15 protein-coding genes are annotated in these 17,751 nt (G+C 67.0%); 8 read left to right on the forward strand and 7 right to left on the reverse strand.

Annotated features, from left to right (window positions below):
• The first annotated feature begins 156 nt into the window (after window positions 1-156).
• The 3 genes from RA164_RS04715 to RA164_RS04725 all read left to right on the forward strand — a co-directional run bounded on the left by RA164_RS04715 (window position 157) and on the right by RA164_RS04725 (window position 3,337).
• The gene (locus RA164_RS04715) at window positions 157-1,218 is read left to right on the forward strand and encodes a VIT1/CCC1 transporter family protein (RefSeq protein ID WP_329742812.1); all 1,062 of its coding nucleotides are present in this window, start codon (window positions 157-159) and stop codon (window positions 1,216-1,218) included.
• A gap of 57 nt (window positions 1,219-1,275) precedes the next feature.
• On the forward strand, window positions 1,276-2,409 hold the full coding sequence (gene dapE / locus RA164_RS04720) for a succinyl-diaminopimelate desuccinylase (RefSeq protein WP_329742813.1): 1,134 nt from the start codon (window positions 1,276-1,278) through the stop codon (window positions 2,407-2,409).
• A 154-nt stretch (window positions 2,410-2,563) separates the two neighbouring features.
• Window positions 2,564-3,337 carry a hypothetical protein gene (locus RA164_RS04725; RefSeq protein WP_329742814.1) on the forward strand — a complete coding sequence of 258 codons (774 nt, stop codon included), beginning with the start codon at window positions 2,564-2,566 and terminating at the stop codon, window positions 3,335-3,337.
• Between the two features lie 60 nt (window positions 3,338-3,397).
• Here RA164_RS04725 and RA164_RS04730 read toward each other — a convergent pair whose 3' ends face one another.
• From RA164_RS04730 to RA164_RS04740, 3 genes are all read right to left on the reverse strand, one after another.
• The gene (locus RA164_RS04730) at window positions 3,398-6,811 is read right to left on the reverse strand and encodes a glycosyltransferase (RefSeq protein ID WP_329742815.1); all 3,414 of its coding nucleotides are present in this window, start codon (window positions 6,809-6,811) and stop codon (window positions 3,398-3,400) included.
• 115 nt (window positions 6,812-6,926) lie between these two features.
• Window positions 6,927-8,201, reverse strand: a complete 1,275-nt coding sequence (locus RA164_RS04735; RefSeq protein WP_329742816.1) for an RNA polymerase sigma factor — start codon at window positions 8,199-8,201, stop codon at window positions 6,927-6,929.
• 112 nt (window positions 8,202-8,313) lie between these two features.
• A complete protein-coding gene (locus RA164_RS04740) occupies window positions 8,314-8,748 on the reverse strand; it encodes a YciI family protein (RefSeq protein WP_329743481.1) in 435 nt (144 codons plus the stop codon).
• Window positions 8,749-9,173: 425 nt separating this feature from the next.
• Here RA164_RS04740 and RA164_RS04745 point away from each other — a divergent pair, with 425 nt between their 5' ends.
• The 3 genes from RA164_RS04745 (at window position 9,174) to RA164_RS04755 (ending at window position 10,638) form a co-directional block, all read left to right on the forward strand.
• Entirely contained in the window at window positions 9,174-9,587 is a 414-nt protein-coding gene (locus RA164_RS04745) for a hypothetical protein (RefSeq protein WP_329742817.1), read from the forward strand.
• Window positions 9,588-9,659: 72 nt separating this feature from the next.
• Complete coding sequence (locus RA164_RS04750; protein WP_329742818.1) at window positions 9,660-9,857, forward strand: hypothetical protein; 198 nt, start codon at window positions 9,660-9,662, stop codon at window positions 9,855-9,857.
• A 391-nt stretch (window positions 9,858-10,248) separates the two neighbouring features.
• Entirely contained in the window at window positions 10,249-10,638 is a 390-nt protein-coding gene (locus RA164_RS04755; protein ID WP_329742819.1) for a DUF3224 domain-containing protein, read from the forward strand.
• Between the two features lie 18 nt (window positions 10,639-10,656).
• Here RA164_RS04755 and RA164_RS04760 read toward each other — a convergent pair whose 3' ends face one another.
• Both RA164_RS04760 and RA164_RS04765 read right to left on the reverse strand, forming a co-directional pair.
• Complete coding sequence (locus RA164_RS04760) at window positions 10,657-13,083, reverse strand: penicillin acylase family protein (RefSeq protein ID WP_329742820.1); 2,427 nt, start codon at window positions 13,081-13,083, stop codon at window positions 10,657-10,659.
• Window positions 13,083-13,880, reverse strand: coding sequence for a phosphodiester glycosidase family protein (locus RA164_RS04765; RefSeq protein WP_329742821.1), 798 nt, complete (start codon window positions 13,878-13,880; stop codon window positions 13,083-13,085). The genes RA164_RS04760 and RA164_RS04765 overlap by 1 nt, the downstream gene beginning before the upstream one ends.
• Window positions 13,881-13,978: 98 nt before the next feature.
• Here RA164_RS04765 and RA164_RS04770 point away from each other — a divergent pair, with 98 nt between their 5' ends.
• Both RA164_RS04770 and RA164_RS04775 read left to right on the forward strand, forming a co-directional pair.
• On the forward strand, window positions 13,979-14,467 hold the full coding sequence (locus RA164_RS04770) for an NUDIX hydrolase (protein WP_329742822.1): 489 nt from the start codon (window positions 13,979-13,981) through the stop codon (window positions 14,465-14,467).
• Complete coding sequence (locus tag RA164_RS04775) at window positions 14,464-14,874, forward strand: NUDIX hydrolase (protein ID WP_329742823.1); 411 nt, start codon at window positions 14,464-14,466, stop codon at window positions 14,872-14,874. Before RA164_RS04770 ends, RA164_RS04775 begins: the two co-directional genes overlap by 4 nt.
• Window positions 14,875-14,881: 7 nt before the next feature.
• On the opposite strand, the gene RA164_RS04780 is transcribed toward RA164_RS04775, so the two are convergent.
• A complete protein-coding gene (locus RA164_RS04780) occupies window positions 14,882-15,334 on the reverse strand; it encodes a hypothetical protein (protein ID WP_329742824.1) in 453 nt (150 codons plus the stop codon).
• A gap of 137 nt (window positions 15,335-15,471) precedes the next feature.
• Window positions 15,472-17,712: a DNA topoisomerase IV subunit A gene (gene parC / locus RA164_RS04785; RefSeq protein WP_329742825.1), complete on the reverse strand. Its 2,241-nt coding sequence runs from the start codon at window positions 17,710-17,712 to the stop codon at window positions 15,472-15,474.
• Between the last annotated feature and the right edge of the window lie 39 nt (window positions 17,713-17,751).

Genomic DNA, 17,751 nt, shown 5'->3' on the forward strand with positions numbered 1-17,751 from the left:
GCAACAGTGTGGTCTTGCAACCATGACATGATGGCCTTCGGCCGGTGGCGAAGGGGATCCATTCCAGCCGCGCGCCGGGCCTGGCCAACGCACGGCTGGTGATGCTGGCGCGAACCGGCCGGCGTGACGAAGAACTGGACGATTGACGGTGTACCCATGACCAAGCGTCACATCCGCCGCTACCGCGACAATCTGCGCATCGAGCGCGACAACGCGTCGCTGTACGACATGCTGGCCACGCTGACGGACGACGCGCGCCTGTCGATGGCCTATCGGCGCATCGCCGATGGCGAGCGGACCAACGCCCATTTCTGGGAGTCGCGCCTGCACGAGGCGGGTGCGACGGTACCGTCGCCGCGGGTCGGTCTGCGCGTGCGCGTGCTGGGCGTGTTCGCGCGCGCCTTCGGTACCGGGTTCGTGATGCCGACGGTGGTGCGACGCGAGCATGCCGATCATGCCGCCACGCCGGTGGACCGCGAGGCGCATCGCGATCATTTCGCAGGACCCGACGTCGCTGAGTCGACGCACCGGCATCGCGTGCAGAGCGGCAATACGCTGCGCGCCGCGGTGCTGGGTGCCAACGATGGCCTGGTTTCCAACGCCAGCCTGGTGATGGGTATGGCCGGTGCGGCCACCAGCGATCGCGCGATACTGCTGGCCGGTCTGGCCGGAATGGTCGCAGGCGCCTGTTCGATGGCGCTGGGCGAATGGTTGAGCGTCAACAGCTCGCGCGAGTTCTATCAAGCCAGGATCACCGAACGTGCCGAACGGCTGGCGGTGTCGCCGGAGGACGGCGCGCACCATATCGCCACCATCTACCGTGACAAGGGCATGGCGCCCGAAGCGGCCGAACACCTGGCCGGTCACCTGGCCGAAAGCCCGCGCACCGCGCTGGACACGCTGGTGCGCGAGGACCTGGGCATCGACCCCGCCGAACTGGGCGGTTCCGCCTGGGGCGCCGCGGTATCGTCGTTCTGCCTGTTCGCTTCCGGCGCGCTGTTCCCGGCGGCGCCCTACCTGTTCCTGAAGGGGCATGCCGCGCTGCTGGGCTGCATGGTGACCACGGCCTGCGGGCTGGCGCTGATCGGTGCCGGTACCTCGCTGTTCACTGGCCGCCGCATGTCCTTTTCCATCGCCCGGCAGTTCGCCATCACCCTGGTGGCGGTGGCGATCACCTATGGCATCGGACACGTGCTTGGAACGCTCGTCACCGGCTGAGTGGGCCGTTGACGCTTGCTATGCTGGCGGTCCCGAATCGCTGCGGTTGCCTGTGCCATGTCCGATGTCCTCGATCTTGCCTGTGACCTGATCCGTCGTCGTTCGGTGACGCCCGACGATGCCGGTTGCCAGGCCGCCATCGCGGCGCGGCTCGCCGCAGCGGGCTTCCGCATCGAGCACATGCGCCATGGCGAGGTGGGCAATCTGTGGGCGGTGCATGGCGAAAGCGGCCCGACACTGGCGTTCCTTGGGCACACCGACGTGGTGCCGAGTGGCCCGGAGGCGGCCTGGCATAGTCCGCCGTTCGAACCGACGGTCATTGATGGCCGTCTATACGGCCGTGGTGCCGCGGACATGAAGGGCGGGGTGGCGGCCATGGTGGTGGCGCTGGAGCGCTTCGTGGCAGAGCATCCCGGGCACGCAGGGCGCGTGGCGCTGCTGCTCACCAGCGACGAGGAGGGGCCGACCAATCTGGACGGCGTGCGCCGTGTGGCCGAGCAATTCCGGCTTGCCGGCGAGCGGGTCGACTGGTGCGTGGTGGGCGAGCCGTCGGCGAAAGAGCGACTTGGCGACCTGATCCGTGTGGGTCGCAGGGGCTCGCTGTCCGGCACGCTGGTGGTGCGCGGCGTGCAGGGGCATGTGGCTTATCCGGAAAAGGCGCTGAATCCGATCCATGCTTTCGCGCCGGCACTGGCCGAACTGGCTGCCGAGCGCTGGGACGAGGGCAACGCGGACTTTCCGCCGACCTCGTTCCAGGTCTCCAACCTCAACGCGGGCACCGGTGCCAGCAACGTGATCCCGGGCGAGCTGACCGCGCTGATCAACTTCCGCTACTGCACCGCCAGCCGGGCGGAGGACCTGCGCGCGCGCGCTGAGGCCATCCTGCAGCGGCACGGGCTGGACTTCACGCTGGACTGGAACCTGTCCGGCGAGCCGTTCCTGACGCCCCCGGGTGGGCGTCTGCGCGAGACCGTGGCGGCGGTATGCCGCGAACTCTGCGGCATCGAGCCGGAGCAGAGCACCGGCGGCGGCACCTCGGACGGCCGCTTCATCGCGCCGCTGGGTGCCGAAGTGGTCGAGCTGGGCGTGGTCAATGCCACCATCCACAAGGTGGACGAGTGCGTGGCCGTCGCTGATTTGGAGCGTCTTCCTGCTCTCTACGAGGCTGTCTGTCGCCGATTGTTTCTCTGAAGTATCCATTAGTGTGACATGAGTCACACTTCATTCTGCGCCGGCGTATGCTTATGGGTCTTCGCTTTTTGGCGAAGCCCTTCGCGTTGCGGAGAGAGTTTGGGGCCCTATTCCACATCTAGTGCAGGGCGTTCAGCCCTGGAGGGAGACTCTCATGAAACGCATCACCGCATGGCTGGCCTTTTTCGCCGGCGTGTTCTGTGTTCTGGGTGTACAGGCTGCCGACAAGGACGGTCCCAACATCATACGCAGCTACACCGATTGGGTGGCACCGGCCGACCAGCAGGCCTACGAGAGCGGCATCAAGGCGTACAACAAGTGCCTGGGTGCGCACGGTTTCAAGTACGCGTGGGTCGCGTTGAACCGCGAGACCGGCAACGTCTATGCCTATTCCTACGTCAGCGATCCGCTCAGCTGGGCGGATTTCGACGCGATGCGCGAGGCCGGAAAGGCTTGCGATACTTCCTTCCGCCAGAACGTGAATCCGCATCTGAAGGGCGAAAGCAGCGGCTTCATGAAGCGCGAAACGGCGATGAGCCACATGCCCAAGGGAGCAAGTCTTGGCGAAGGCTACTTCAGTGTCGTGCTGTTCACGCTCAAGCCCGGGCATGAGATGTACAAGAGCTTCGGCGATACCGTCAAGAAGCTCGCGGCGGCAGCGGACAAGTCGAACTGGCCCGGCCGCTGGCAGATGATGCGCGTGATTGCCAGCGGTAGCGATGCCCCGGATTACGTGATGGTCGACCCGTCGAAGGATTGGGCCGACTTCGGCACCCACATCAATCCCACCTTCTGGAAGATGGTGTCCAACGTCTATGGTGACGCGGAAGCCCAGGCGCTGCGCAAGTCGCTCGACGCCAGCCTCAAACACGTGTCCTCGCACGTGGACCATTACAACGCCGGGCTGACCTATCGCCCCGGCAAGTAATCCGCGCCTCGCGCGTTTCCCCGCGGCCCGCATTCGCGGGCCTCTTTTTGCCCGGCGGCTTCACGTGTCGCCGCCGGCCTGCACGGTGGCTTTGCGCTCCTGCTTGCCCCAGGCCACCGACGGTCCGCGGAGCGCCGTCCACACCGAGCGCACCACCACGTAGTACATCAGCTGGCGGTAGCCGAAGCGTTGCAGCACCAGCCACCACAGCAGGCTCCACTGTTCGCGCTTCTCCATCACGAAGGCGAGCACGCTGGCGGCCAGGTCCACGGCCATGAAGATGGCGTAGAAGATACCCATCTTCACCAGGTTGTCGTAGTTGAAGTGGCCGCGATGCTGCAGGTAGTCCAGGCCGGTGGAGAACAACTGCCAGACCATCAGCAGGTCGACCAGCGGCGAGACCACCGAGAACACGATCTGGAACAGCCATACCTGCGGCAGCGCGATCATGCCGAGCGCACCGTAACGCGGGTTGAAGGTGGCGCGGCGGTGTTTCCACAGGCACTGCAGCGTGCCGAAGGACCAGCGGAAACGCTGCTTGGCCAGGCCGCGGGCGGTATCCGGCGCCTCGGTCCAGGCGATCGCGCTGGCGTCAAACAGCGCGCGGTAGCCGGCCCGCTGCACGGCCAGGGTCAGGTCCTGGTCCTCGGCCAGGGTGTCGCCGGGGAAACCGCCCAGCTGTTCCAGCGCGCTGCGGCGCCAGGCACCGACCGCACCGGGCACCACGGTGATGGTGTCGAGCGCGGCCAGCGCGCGGCGTTCCAGGTTCTGCGCGGTGATGTATTCCAGCGCCTGCCACATGGTGATCAGGTTGATGCGGTTGCCGACCTTGGCATTGCCCGCCACGGCACCGACCTTCGGGTCGGCGAACCAGCGCACCAGGCGCGGAATGGTCTCGGGCTCGAACTGGGTATCGGCATCCAGCGCCACCACCACCTCGCCGTGCGAGGCGCGCAGCGCGGTGTTCACCGCATTGGCCTTGCCGCCGTTGGGAATGCGGATCAGCTGGACACGCGGCTCGTCGGCGTAATGCTCCGTCACCACCTGTGCGGTGGCATCGGTGGAGCCGTCGTCCACCACGATGACCTCGATATGGCCGTGCCGGCTCTTGAGGATGCGCCGGATCGAGCTGGCGATCACCTTTTCCTCGTTGTAGGCGGGAATCAGCACCGACACCAGCGGTTCGCCCTGCATCGGCACCGGCTGGCGCCGGCGGTCGCGGAACCAGTTGACGATGGCCAGCCCGCCCAGCACCAGCAGCCGCGCCACGCCCAGGCACACCGCGGTGATGAACAGCCAGCGCAGGAAGTGGCCGAACCAGCCCACGGTGAGGAACACCGAGCGGTCGGCCCAGCGAGCCAGCGAGCCGGGCGGCAGCGGCGGCATCACCTGGTCGCGGCTGAGCCCGGCCAGCTGGCCGACGGTGACGAAGTGGTAACCCTGCGCGCGCAGCCCGTCGATGATCCGTGGCAATGCCAGCACCGTCTGCTCGCGGTTGCCGCCGCCGTCGTGCAGCAGCACCACGCGGCTCTGCCGGTCGGGGCTCTGGTGCGCCACCTGGGTCAGCACGCTGTCGACGATCTGGTCGGCCGGCGGGCGCTTCCAGTCGTCCGGGTCGATGTGCAGCCCGACCGAGATGTAACCCATCTTCTGCGCGATCTGGATCGGCACCAGTTCGTCGGCCGTGGTCGGCTCGGCGTCACCGAAATAGGGCGCGCGGAACAGCCGCATCGAGCGACCGGTCAGCGCCTCGAACAGACGTTGCGTCGCGTTGAGTTCCAGCGTCACGATGCCGGGCGGGATGTTGCCCATGTTCGGATGGGTGAAGCTGTGGTTGCCGACATCGTTGCCCTCGGCCACCTCACGCTGCACCAGCCCCGGCGACATCTCGGCCTGCTCGCCGATGATGAAGAATGTGGCCGGCACGTGCTTGGCCTTCAGGATGTCGAGGATCTTCGGCGTCCACTCCGGGTCCGGACCGTCGTCGAAGGTCAGCGCGATCTCGTGCGGCGCGGTGCCCACGCGCTGGATCACGTAGGAACTGGGGAACGCGGTGTAGTGCTCGTCGTCGATCAGGCCGTTGCTCTTGTCGACGGCATAGGTGCGCGCACCGGACGAGGGTGTGCTGGCGATCTGCAGGATCTCGCCCTGGTTCTCGATGTCGATGTCCTCGCCCTGGCCGATGGTGTGCAGGCTGTCCGGCGGTGGTGCGCCATAGGGCTTGCCGACCAGTGACCACACCGAGGGGTCTTCCGAGCCCAGGCGCCACACGGCGTAGCCCCAGGGCTTGTAGCTGTCGGCGACGTGGATCTCGTTGTAGGCGGTCACGCTGTCCAGGAACCACACCTGGTGCACGGTGCCGTCGTCCTCGCTGTACGAGTAATGCGGATTCTCCGTGTCGTGGTCGAACGAAACGTCGGCCTGCGCGTCGCTGGCGCGGTCCATGGCGTCCTGGAAAGTCAGCGTCTCGGCGTTCTGGCCCTGCGCCCAGTCATAGCCGTAGCTGCCCAGCGCGATGATGGTCTGGTCCGGGTCCAGTTCCTTCATGCGCTTGTCCAGCGTCTGCTCGAACCATGACTGGCCGGCGATGCTGCCCGGGTCCTTGCCGGCCCAGTGTTCGTCGTAGGCCATCAGCAGTTCGAAATCGACGATGTCGGCGTAGCCCTTGTAGTCCCAGTCCGGATCGTCGAACGGCACCGACAGCACGATGCCCCAGCCGTGTGGGCTGAACGCGTCGGACAGCTCGCCGAGGAAGCTCTTCAGGTCGGCTTGCGCGGTGTCCGGCACTTCCTCGAAATCCACCGTGAGGCCCTGGAAGTTGTGCGCGGCGATGAAGCCGACCAGCTCGCTGACCAGCGCCTTGCGTCGCTGCGGATCGGCCAGCAGGCGGGCCAGGCCGGGGCCGTCCCAGTTGCCGTCGGCGGCGTTCTGCAGCAGCGGCAGGATCGGCGTCGACGGCTTGCGCCGGCGGATCAGGTCCAGCGCCTTGCTGTCGATGTCTTCGTGCAGCGCCATGTCCGGGCCGCTCAGGCGCAGCCAGGTGGGAATCACCCAGTCCAGTGAGGGCAGCGCCCGCTTCAGTGCGGGATAGCTGTTGTCGTCCCAGTTGACGTAGAAGCCGATCGCCAGCGGCCGGCCCTTGGGGCGGTCCAGCGACGGCGGCGGCGTGCGCGTGTTGCCGTTGCGCATGGCGGGCGTGGCCGGTCGCAGTTGCCGCTGTCGCGCACGCACTTCCGCGGCCAGCCGTTCGGCCGGCCGCAGCAGTTGCGGTTCGGCCGCCTTGACCTTGGCCAGGGCATGCAGGCCGTGGTTGCGGTGCCACAACTGCACGGCTTCCAGGTTCGGCGCCACGAACAGGCTGATCGCGCACGCCACCGCGAACAGGGTGCTGACCACGGCAATGGCCAGCCCCAGCCGCGAGACGCGGCTTGCGCGTCGGCCCGAGGGGTCGAAGAAGATCGGTTTCTTGTGCATGCGCGTCTGGAGGGTGGAAGCCGGCAGCGCGGATTGTCGCCGTTCCCGGGCCGGCTGTGTCGGTTCCGCAGACGTCTGGACGGCTTTTTGCGTGCGGTCGTTGCCGGCGAGTCAGCTAGCCGGTTGGCGTGCCGGGTGCGCCGCAGTAGGCGGCGCGCTCTTCCATCAGGCACTGCTCGCGGGCATTGGCGGTCAGCCGGGCCGCTTCGCGGAAGGCCGCAGCGGCTTCATCCAGACGGCCGAGCTTCTGCAGCAGGTCGCCGCGAACGGCAGGCAGCAGGTGGTAGCGCGCCAGGGCCGGCGCCTCGCACAGCGCGTCGACCAGGGGCAGTGCGGCCGCGGGGCCTTCGGCCATACCGACGGCGACGGCGCGGTTCAGTTCGATCACCGGCGAGGGAGTGACCCGGGCCAGTTCGGCATACAGGGCGGCGATGCGCGCCCAGTCGGTGTCCCCGGCGCGCAGGGCGCGCGCGTGGCAGGCGGCAATCGCGGCCTGCAGCGCATAGGGTTCGGCAGCGCCGCCCAGTCGTTGCGTAAGCTCCAGTTCGGCCAGGCCTCGCTGGATCAGCAGCCGGTCCCAGCGCGCCCGGTTCTGCGCCATCAGCAGCACCGGGGTGCCGTCGTCGGCGATGCGTGCCGGCATCCGCGACGCCTGCATCTCCATCAGCGCGAGCAGCCCGTGTACCTCGGTTTCGTGAGGCATCAGCGCGGCCAGGGTGCGCCCCAGGCGGAGGGCTTCCTGGCACAGCGCGGGGCGCATCCAGTCGTCGCCGGAGGTGGCGGCATAGCCTTCGTTGAAGATCAGGTAGATCACGCCGAGCACGGCGGCAAGGCGCTCGGCCAGCGCCTCGCCGCGCGGCACCTCGTACGCCACCTTTGCGCTGGCGAGGGTGCGCTTGGCGCGCACGATGCGCTGGGCGATGGTGGGTTCGGCGGCAAGGAACGCGCGCGCGATCTCTTCGGTGGTCAGGCCGCCGAGCAGGCGCAGGGTGAGCGCCATCTGCGCCTCGGCCGACAAGGCCGGGTGACAGGCGGTGAAGATCAGCCGCAGCAGATCGTCGCCGATGTCGTCATCGAGGGAATCGAAGTCGGGCATGACGAACGCTTCGTGCTCCGGATCGCTGCCCAGCACAGCGTGCTTGCGCTCGATCAGCTGGCGCCGGCGCAGCTGGTCGATACCCCGGCGCTTGGCGGCAGTCATCAGCCAGGCGCCGGGGTTGTCCGGCACGCCATCCGAGGGCCAGTGCTCCAGCGCGGCGACCAGCGCGTCCTGCGCCAGCTCCTCGGCCAGGTCGATATCGCGGACCACGCGTACCAAGGCACCGATCAGCCTGGGCGCCTCGAGGCGCCAGACCGTGTCGATGCGACGGCGGATCTCGTCGTGTTCCATGGGCCGGATCAGAGCACCGCCGACGCTGGACGGCAAGCACGATCATGGACAAGGCGGACGGGGGCGGAACATCGCTCCCCGGCTCGTGGCCGATGCATGCCGATGCGCAGGGTCACGGGGTGGGCCGCGCGAGGTGCTCGCGCAGCGCCGTTTCCGAGGCACGTGTCTCCGGCGTCATGGCATCGCCGAAGTCCTCCATTTCGTAAAGCGGCCGGATCTCGATCTCGCATTCGCCCGCGAACGGTGCCGGGCAGCGATGCGCCCATTCCAGCGCCTCGTCCATCGAACGCACCTGCCACAGCCAGAAGCCCGCGATCAGCTCCCGGGTCTCGGTAAACGGGCCGTCGATCACCAGGCGGCTCGTCCCGGCAAAACGCATGCGCTTGCCGTCACGGCTGGGCCTGAGGCCCTCACCGGCCAGCAGCACGCCGGCTTTTGCCAGCGCCTCGTTGAAGCGGCCCATCGCCGCCATGATCTTGGTGTCGATGGTGTCCGCCGTCTGCGTTTCGGACTCGGCCGTGGCCCGGACCATTACCATGCATCGCATCGTCGTCTCTCCGTGGATGGACTGCCGCAAGGGCATCGTTGTCATGACGACGAACTGGCAAGCGCCAGATCGACATGGCCGTCGGTTGCTGACGCAAGCAACGACATAAGTGATCATTCAAAGTCGCTCGGAGCGCTGGTCTGTATGGGCAGGGTGTGGACTGGCTTGATCGTCAGCTTTCTCCTGCTGGTGCCTGACTTCATTTACATTGCTTCCAGCGCGACGTAACCGAGGTTCGCCTTCCGACCCGGAAGGGACGTTCACAGGCCCGGCTCTCCGCACGGCTATACGCTTGGTTGTTAGCCGGACCAGGCAAAGATAAGCTCTCTTCAGAACAATGGGTTGCGTCAGAATTTCTTGACGCGAGCGTGTATGTATATCCGGACCCACGGGTCCGCATATTCAGTAGTTATACGTGAGGGTCTATGCATCGCGCGATCGCGCTCGTCTTCTGCATCATTGGTTTGGCTGGCTGCCAAATGAGCCAGCCGTGCCAAGACATGCGATTCGAGCGGCTAAAGCAAACCGACCAGATAAAGATCACTGACGCAAGCAATACAACGCTTCGAACCATCACTGACAAGAGCGAAATCAGAAGGTTTACTGCCTTTGCCATGACGCACGATGCCGATTGGAGCACTCCCGTAACGGGAACGCCCGTAGCCATGGTCAGAGCCAATTTCTATGCGGCAGGAAAGTTTATCGGTGATCTAGGAGTGGGCAGTAATTTCCTCACGGCACAGGGCTGTGGCTACTTCCAAAGCAGAAGCGTCACTACGAAAGACCGCCAGATCATCATGGAGCTTTTTGGCGTCAAAGACCCGTATGTCAGCGAGTAGTGCTGCGTATAACTACTCATTCAAGCGGACGGCGCCGCCGCTTAACTCCAGCGTTAGGCTGCGGACCTTGCCATGACCGAACTCACCGATGGCACCCACGATGATCTCGACTACATCGCAGTCTCTCGCGAAGCTCACCAACTCGCGACGTCCCTGGGTAATCGGGCCCGCTTTTCGGCGTTAGGCTTGGCGGAAAAGGCCAAAGAAGCGGAAGATGCTGAGGCCGCAAAATTTTGGCGCGCGGTGTATGACGCACTTCGTCCGAGATAACTTTCCGCAAGTTGCTTGCCCGGGGCATCGACTGTTGTCGCCGCCTAACATCGTTCCAGCGGACGCCGTACCGCCGCCGCTAAATTCAAGCGTTGACCGTCCGCTTCTGGCCGATCTCTGCCCGTGACGTTAGCTTGATCGAGGTGCTGGCAAGCTGATCGTGGCAAATTGCTATAGACGATCCATCATGCCGGTTGCGCACCGGGTTCCGGGGCCGGTCGCGCCAGACTGTCAATTGGCCTGATTGCGGTGATCGATGGCCACACCGGCGTTCGGCATGTTGTGTTTGCGTTCGCCCGTCGTGTCCTTGTGGTTGAATGGCGCTACTTCAGGCGACCCGGGTGCACGGTTCACACGGCACGGCGGGCCACCATCCACGGAGACCGAAGCGATGTTGGCCAAGGGCATGTTCGAGGTGAAGCTGGAGCCGCAGGCATCCGCACCGAGTCTGGTCAAAACCGGGCTGGGCCGGATGACCATCGACAAGGTGTACGAGGGCGACCTGGTCGCGCATAGTCTGGGCGAGATGCTGGCCTTTCGTACCGCGACCGATGGTTCCGCCGGTTATGTGGCGCTGGAGCGGGTAAGCGGCAACCTGCATGGGCGGCACGGCAGTTTCGTGCTGCAACACGACGGCAGTATGGAACGCGGCCATGCCGGCCTGTCGGTCAGGGTGGTGCCCGACTCGGGCACGGAGGAACTGGCAGGCTTGCGCGGCTCGATGACGATCGAGATCGAGGGCGGCCAGCACTTCTACGCGTTCGAATACACGGTGTCCTGACGGAAATCGCGGGCGCGATCAGTGCAGCGGCGCCAGCGTCAGCGTGTGCTGGGTCTGCCCGGGGAGCAGCGGGGTCGGACGGCCGTGTACCCAGTCTTCCTGGCCGGCACCGTAATAGGGCGACAACGGGTTGTCGCTCTGGCCACCGGGCATTTCCAGGATGCCGTGCGCTTCGTGGCCGGGCTCCACGTCGAATCGCTCCGAGGCGCCGAAATCGGGCGACGCCACGCGCGGCATGTCACGGTCGCCGGGCAGCGGCTCGTGCGGCATGTCGAGGAAGTGGGCCAGGAAGCCGGGCAGGGCGCGCGACAGCGGGTGATCGATCTGCGCGCGGTTGACTTCGCCCCAGGTGCGCGCGGCCAGCCCGCCCGGCTCGCGCCCCAGGGTCACCGCCACATGCCGGGCGGCGGTGACCAGCAAGGCATGCCAGCTGGAGTAGCGCGGGTTGAGCAGGTTCGCCGGTTGCCGCTGGATCATGCTCCACACCGCGGCTTCCGGATCGACCAGGTGCGGCCATGCGAAATCGGGGAAGCGCTGCTGCACGCGCGCCACGAACGGGGCCAGCGCATAAGCGACGACCTGGTCGTGGAAGGCTCGCACCAGCCGGTAATCCACACTGTCGGGGGCGGCCTGTTCGTGCCAGGTCGCGGTGAGCTGGCGTAGCTTGGCCAGTGCCGGATCGCGGGTGCCGGCCAGGGTCCGCTGCAGCACGCCTTGCCAGCGGGTCAGGAATACGGCGCGATCGTCCAGCTGGATGTCGAGCAGGTTGCCGGGACCGAAGCCTAGCCGCGCATGCAGGTCGGCGCGGATCTGCTGCGCGCGGGCGCCGAGGTCGTAGCCGCCGTTGCCGAGCAGGGCCAGCGCCTTGCCGCCGACGGTGCGGTTGTTGGCGGTCCACAGGCGCGCGTCGGCGGGGTCTTCGATACGCGGGTACTGCGCGGCGGCGGCCCAGCCGGTCCAGCCGGTGCCGGGCGTCGACCAGTCGGCCGGCCGTTGCGGATCGAAGCCATGGCGCAGCGGAATCGCATTGCCGGCGATGGTCCAGCCGATGTGCCCGGCGCTGTCGGCTACCAGCAGGTTCTGCGGCGGTATGCCGAAGTCCGGCGCCAGGTCGAGCGCGGCCTTGACCGTTTGCGCGTGCTCCAGCCGCATCAGCTGCAGGTTGTAGGCGTGCGGATGCTGGGCGATCCAGTCCAGCGCGAGCGGCGTGCCGTCGACGTCGGTGCCCATGATCGGACCCCAGCGGGTGTCTTCCACCTTCAGCGTATAGGGCTTGGCACCCTTGATGCGGATGATCTCGTCGTGGACGTGCAGGTTGGCCCAGCCGCCGGGCGCCTTGTAGCGCGACGGGTCGTACGGGTCGCGCTGCACGCGCACCCAGTCCAGCCAGTCGCCGTAGCTGTTGGTGAAGCCCCAGGCGATCTGGCCGTTGGAGCCGACCACCATCGCCGGCGTACCGGGCAGGCTCACGCCAACCACGTCGCGCTGACCGTTCGGCGCTGTCGGGTCGGGGTAGCGCAGCTGTGTGCGAAACCAGATGTCGGGCACGCGCAGGGTCAGGTGCATGTCGTTGGCGAGTGCCGCCGCGCCGCTCTGGGTGAGCCGTCCGCCGACGGCGAAGTTGTTGCTGCCGGGGCGGTTGGTGTTTACCGCCGGAGCCAGTGCCGCGGCAAGCTCGGTCATCTGTGCCGATGTCGTATGTGCCGGTGTCGTGGTGTGGTGCAGGTCGAACACGCTGGCCGAGGCCGGGTAGGGTGGAATGGACAGGCCGCCCTGCAGTGGTGCTTCCCAGGTGGGGTCGGGTGCGGTCAGGAAATCGACCACGCTGGCGGGCAGCACGGCGCGCATCTGGGCGATGCGCAGCTCGCGCAGGTCGCGGCCGTCGCTGTTGAGGTCGAGATACATCGCGGCGATCACCAGCAGGCTGTCTACCGGCTTCCACGGGCGTGGCTTCGTGCGCAGCAGCAGGTATTCCCATGGCCGCACGCGCAATGCGGCAAGCCCCGCGTTCACGCCCGCGCTGTAGAGCTGTAGGGCGCGCTGGCTGGCCGGAGGCAACCTGGCGTAGGCGGCTTCGGCCACGGCGCGTAGGCGGTGGCGGCGGTGGTCGATGTCCACCTTCAGGGCGGCCGGGCCGAGCAGTGCGGAAAGTTCGCCGGCGGCGAGCCGCCGCATCAGGTCCATCTCGAAGAAGCGTTCCTGCGCGTGGACGTAACCCAGCGCGAAATCGAGATCGTCGCGTGACTGTCCGGTGAGCGTGGCGGTGCCCAGGGCATCGCGCTGGATCGTCACCGCATGCGTCAGCGCGGCGACGTGCCGGGTGCCGTCCAGCTGCGCGCGACTGCCGGAAAGCAGCCACCAGCCGCCAGCCAGCAGCGCGAGCAGCACGGTCACCACGATCAGCGCCAGCCGGCGCAGCCAACGGAAACGTCGGGCGGCAGCCATCACCGCGAGAAGACCGCGAAGATGCCGGCATAGGGCTTCACCAGAAAACCCGGTGTGCCGGCGTAACCCTGGCCGGCCACGTAGATCTGCGAGATGCTGCCGTCCAGGTACAGTGCATCGCGGCAGCCCAGCTTGTCGCGGAACAGTTGCGCGAAGTCGTGGAAATTCACCGGCGATTCGCTCACCGCGAACACCGCTTCGTGCGGTGACGGCGCGCACACGCCGCTGCGCCATTTCAGGCTGGTGGAGGTGCCGTCGAAGTGCGGATTGATGTGGCCGTCGATGACCAGCATCGGCCCCGATTGGGTAGCCCACTGCGCGGCCTTGCCGTCGTGCTTGAAGTCGTTGCTGGCGCGCACCGCGGCGTGGCCGTCGGGATAGATCGCGAACACGCCATTGGGCAGCAGCGAGAAATTGCCCGCGGCCGGGTTGCCGTGCGCCAGGTTCAGCGGCACCAGGGTGTGGCCGTTCTCGACATACAGGCCCAGCGGAGCGTTGGCATGGTCGTAGATGCCGGCGTTGGCGGCGAACAGCAGCCGTCGGCCATGTGCCTGGCCCCACTGGCGCAGCGTGTCGATGTCGCCGAATGGCTTGCCGGTAGAGGGGTCGCGCCAGTACAGCCCCAGCGACTGGTGGCGCAGGTCGATGTGCACCACGCGGAAGCTCACGCCGTGCAGCTGGATTTCATGGCTGTCCACCGCACCGGCAGGCGAGGAACAGCCGGCTAGCGCGCATGCGGCCAGCAGGGAAACGGCCGCACCACGCAGGAGACGGACGATGGACGTGCGAACAGGCATCCGCCGATGGTCGCCGCCCGGGACGGTCGGATGCAACCCCGTCACGGGACATCGCGCCGGCGGGTGCTTAAAATGAGACTTTTGGCCCGCATCGAATCATGCCCTACACGCCGATAGTCGCCACGCTCGGGTACGTGCTCTCGCCGGATCGCAGCCAGGTGCTGATGATCCATCGCAATGCGCGCCCCGATGACCAGCACCTGGGCAAGTACAACGGCCTCGGCGGCAAGATGGAGCCGGGCGAGGACATCGCCGCCTGCATGCGTCGCGAGATCCTCGAGGAGGCCGGCATCGAATGCGGGGCGATGCGCCTGCGCGGGACGCTCAACTGGCCCGGTTTCGGCAAGCAGGGCGAAGACTGGCTGGGTTTCATCTTCATCATCGACAGCTTCAGCGGCGAGCCGCACGGCGGCAATCACGAAGGCACCCTGGAATGGGTACCGCGCGAGAAGCTGATGGACCTGCCGATGTGGGAAGGCGACCGTCATTTCCTGCCGCTGGTGTTCGACGAAGACCCGCGTCCGTTCCACGGCGTGATGCCGTACCAGGGCGGACGCATGCAGTCGTGGTCGTACACCCGACTGTGAGCGCCGCGCCTCGCGTCCGTATCGTCGCGGCGGTGATCCGCGATGCGCAGGGACGTTCGCTACTGGTGCGCAAGCACGGTTCAACGGTGTTCCAGCAGCCCGGCGGCAAGCGCGATGCGGGCGACGCCGACGACCTGCACACGCTGGCGCGCGAGTTGCGCGAGGAGTTGGGCTGCGAGCTGGTGCAAGGCTCGTCGCGCTTCCTCTGTCATGCCTCCGCGCCGGCCGCGAACGAGCAGGGTCACGTGGTCGAGGCCGAGGTCTACGAAGTCGCGATCCGCGGTACGCCATGCGCCCGGGCGGAAATCGCTGAACTGTACTGGGTCGATCCGGCCCGGCCGGGCGAGCTGTCGATCGCACGGCTGAGCCGCGAGCACATCTTGCCTTTGCTGCTGCCCGGCGCGTGACACCGGCTCAGTGGCCGTGGAAGTGCCCGTTGCTGGCACCGATCGAAATGCTGATGCCGCCTTCGGGGTCGTCGCAGCTGCCGAATGCCTTGCTGATGTTGACCATGCCGCTCTGGTAATTGCCGCTCATGTGGTTGCCGGCCACCACGCCTGCGCCCACGCTGCCGTGCATCTGGGTCTGGTTGTAGGTGGAGTCGTCGCAGGCTGGGCGCGAGCGTGCGGTTTCGCCGGTATTGCCCATGCGGCCACTGGTGTCGCCGTAGTAGACGCCCGGTGCGCGGCTGGCCGGTGCGGCAGCGACGCTGCCGGCATGGGCCGGGGCCGCGGCCGTGCTGCTGCTGGCAGGCAGGGTCTCGGGCGGCAGCTTGAGGTTCAGCGGCTTGCCGTCGCTGGAGGTCTGGGCGAGCACCGGCGCGGCAAGCAGGGCGGCGGCGAGAACGAGGGCTGGACGCAGGGGCATGGGGAAGGCTCCGGAACTTGGTGTATGGAACGCACAGGCGGCGCCGGCGTGCACACAATCCACTTGGAAAACCCGTGCCGGGCGAAGTTCCGGACGGCACGCCGTCGGCGGCGCTCCGTCCGGCACCGGCCGTGCCGTCAGCCGGTGGTCTCGATCCGTTCGACCCGGCGCAGGCCGCGCGGCAACAGGCCGCCGCGGCTGGCGCGGTTGCCGCCGTATTCGACCAGGTCGGCCCACTTCAGGGTGAGCTTGCGCTGGCCCGCATACAGTGTCACCTCGCCCTTGCCCTCGGTGACCACAGCGATGCCAGCCACGCGTTCGTCGCCGCTGGTCAGCCTGGCCTTGGGAATCTCGATCAGCTTGTTGCCCTTGCCCTTGTCCAGCTCGGGCAGTTCGGCCACCGAGAACATCAGCAGGTGGCCTTCGGTGGTGACCACCACGATACGGTCGCGTGCCGGTTCGGCGGTCGGCTGTGGTACCAGCACCCTGGCGCCGTCGGGCAGGTTGAGAATCTGCTTGCCGGCCTTGTTGCGACCGGTGAGCCCCTCGAAGCGGGTGACGAAGCCGTAGCCATGGTCGGTGGCCAGGATCAACCGGGTGTCGTTGTCGCCGGTGGCCATGGCCTCGAAGCTGGTGCCTGCGGGCGGGCTGAAGCGGCCGGTGAGCGGCTCGCCGTTGCCGCGGGCGGAGGGCAGCGTGTGGGCGGGCACCGAGTAGCTGCGGCCGGTGGCGTCGATGATCGCCACCTGCTGGGTGGTGCGTGCCCGCACCGCGGCCAGCAGGCCGTCGCCCTCGCGGTAGTTGAGCCCCTCGGCATCGACATCGTGGCCCTTGGCCGCGCGGATCCAGCCTTTCTGGCTCAGCACCACGGTAACCGGTTCGCTGGCGACTAGCGCGCTCTCGTCCAGCGCCTGCGCGGCCTCGCGCTCGACCAGCGGGGAGCGGCGCTCGTCACCGTACTTGTCGGCGTCGGCCTTCAGTTCCTGCTTGATCAGGCTCTTGAGCTTGGCCGGCGATTTCAGCAGCACGTTGATGCGGGCGCGTTCCTCTTCCAGTTGGTCGCGCTCGGCATTGATCTTCATTTCCTCGAGGCGGGCCAGCTGGCGCAGCTTCGTCTCCAGGATGTAGTCGGTCTGTTCCTCGCTGAGGCCGAAGCGTGCCATCAGCACGGCCTTCGGTTCTTCCTCGGTGCGGATGATGCGGATCACCTCGTCCAGGTTGAGGTAGGCGATGCGCAGGCCTTCCAGCAGGTGCAAGCGACGTTCGACCTTGGCCAGCCGGTGGTTGAGGCGGCGCGTCACCGTATCGGTCCGGAAGTTCAGCCACTCGGCAAGGATTCGCCGAAGGTCCTTCACCTGCGGGCGACCGTCCAGGCCGATCATGTTCAGGTTGACGCGGAAGCTCTTCTCCAGGTCAGTGGTGGCGAACAGGTGCTGCATCATCTCGTCCGCGTCGACGCGGTTCGAGCGCGGCACCAGCACCAGCCGGATCGGGTTTTCGTGATCGGACTCGTCGCGCAGGTCTTCCAGCATCGGCAGCTTCTTGGCGCGCATCTGTGCGGCGATCTGCTCGAGGATCTTCGACGGGCTGACCTGGTGCGGCAGCGCGGTGATGACGATGTTGCCGTCCTCCCGGGTGTAAACGGCACGGGCGCGCACCGAGCCGTTGCCGCTCTCGTACATCGCCAGCAGCTCGCGCCGCGGGGTGATGATCTCGGCCTTGGTCGGATAGTCGGGGCCGCGCACGTGTTCGCACAGGTCGGCCACGCTGGCATCGGGTTCGTCCAGCAGGCGGATGCAGGCGGAGGCGATCTCGCGCAGGTTGTGCGGCGGAATGTCGGTGGCCATGCCCACGGCGATGCCCATCGAGCCGTTCAGCAGCACATGCGGCAGGCGTGCCGGCAGCCAGCTGGGTTCTTCCAGCGTACCGTCGAAGTTGGCCACCCAGTCCACCGTGCCCTGGCCCAGTTCGCCCAGCAGCACGTCGGCGATCGGGTTGAGCTTGGACTCGGTGTAACGCATCGCCGCGAAGCTCTTCGGATCGTCGGGCGAGCCGAAGTTGCCCTGGCCGTCGATCAGCGGATAGCGGTACGAGAACGGCTGTGCCATCAGCACCATCGCCTCGTAGCAGGCGCTGTCGCCGTGCGGATGGAACTTGCCGATCACGTCGCCCACGGTGCGCGCGGATTTCTTCGGCTTCGCGCTGGCGGCCAGGCCCAGCTCGCTCATCGCGTAGACGATGCGCCGCTGTACCGGCTTCAGGCCGTCGCCCACGAAGGGCAGGGCGCGGTCCAGCACCACGTACATCGAATAGTCGAGGTAGGCGCGCTCGGCGTATTCCTTGAGCGGTATCTGTTCGTAGTTGGCTTGCAGGTTCATGCGGTAACGTCGATGGATGAAAGGCGCGCATATCGCGCG

Origin of the sequence: Dyella sp. A6 (genome assembly GCF_036320485.1) — a bacterium.
Taxonomy (GTDB): domain Bacteria; phylum Pseudomonadota; class Gammaproteobacteria; order Xanthomonadales; family Rhodanobacteraceae; genus Rhodanobacter_A; species Rhodanobacter_A aluminiiresistens.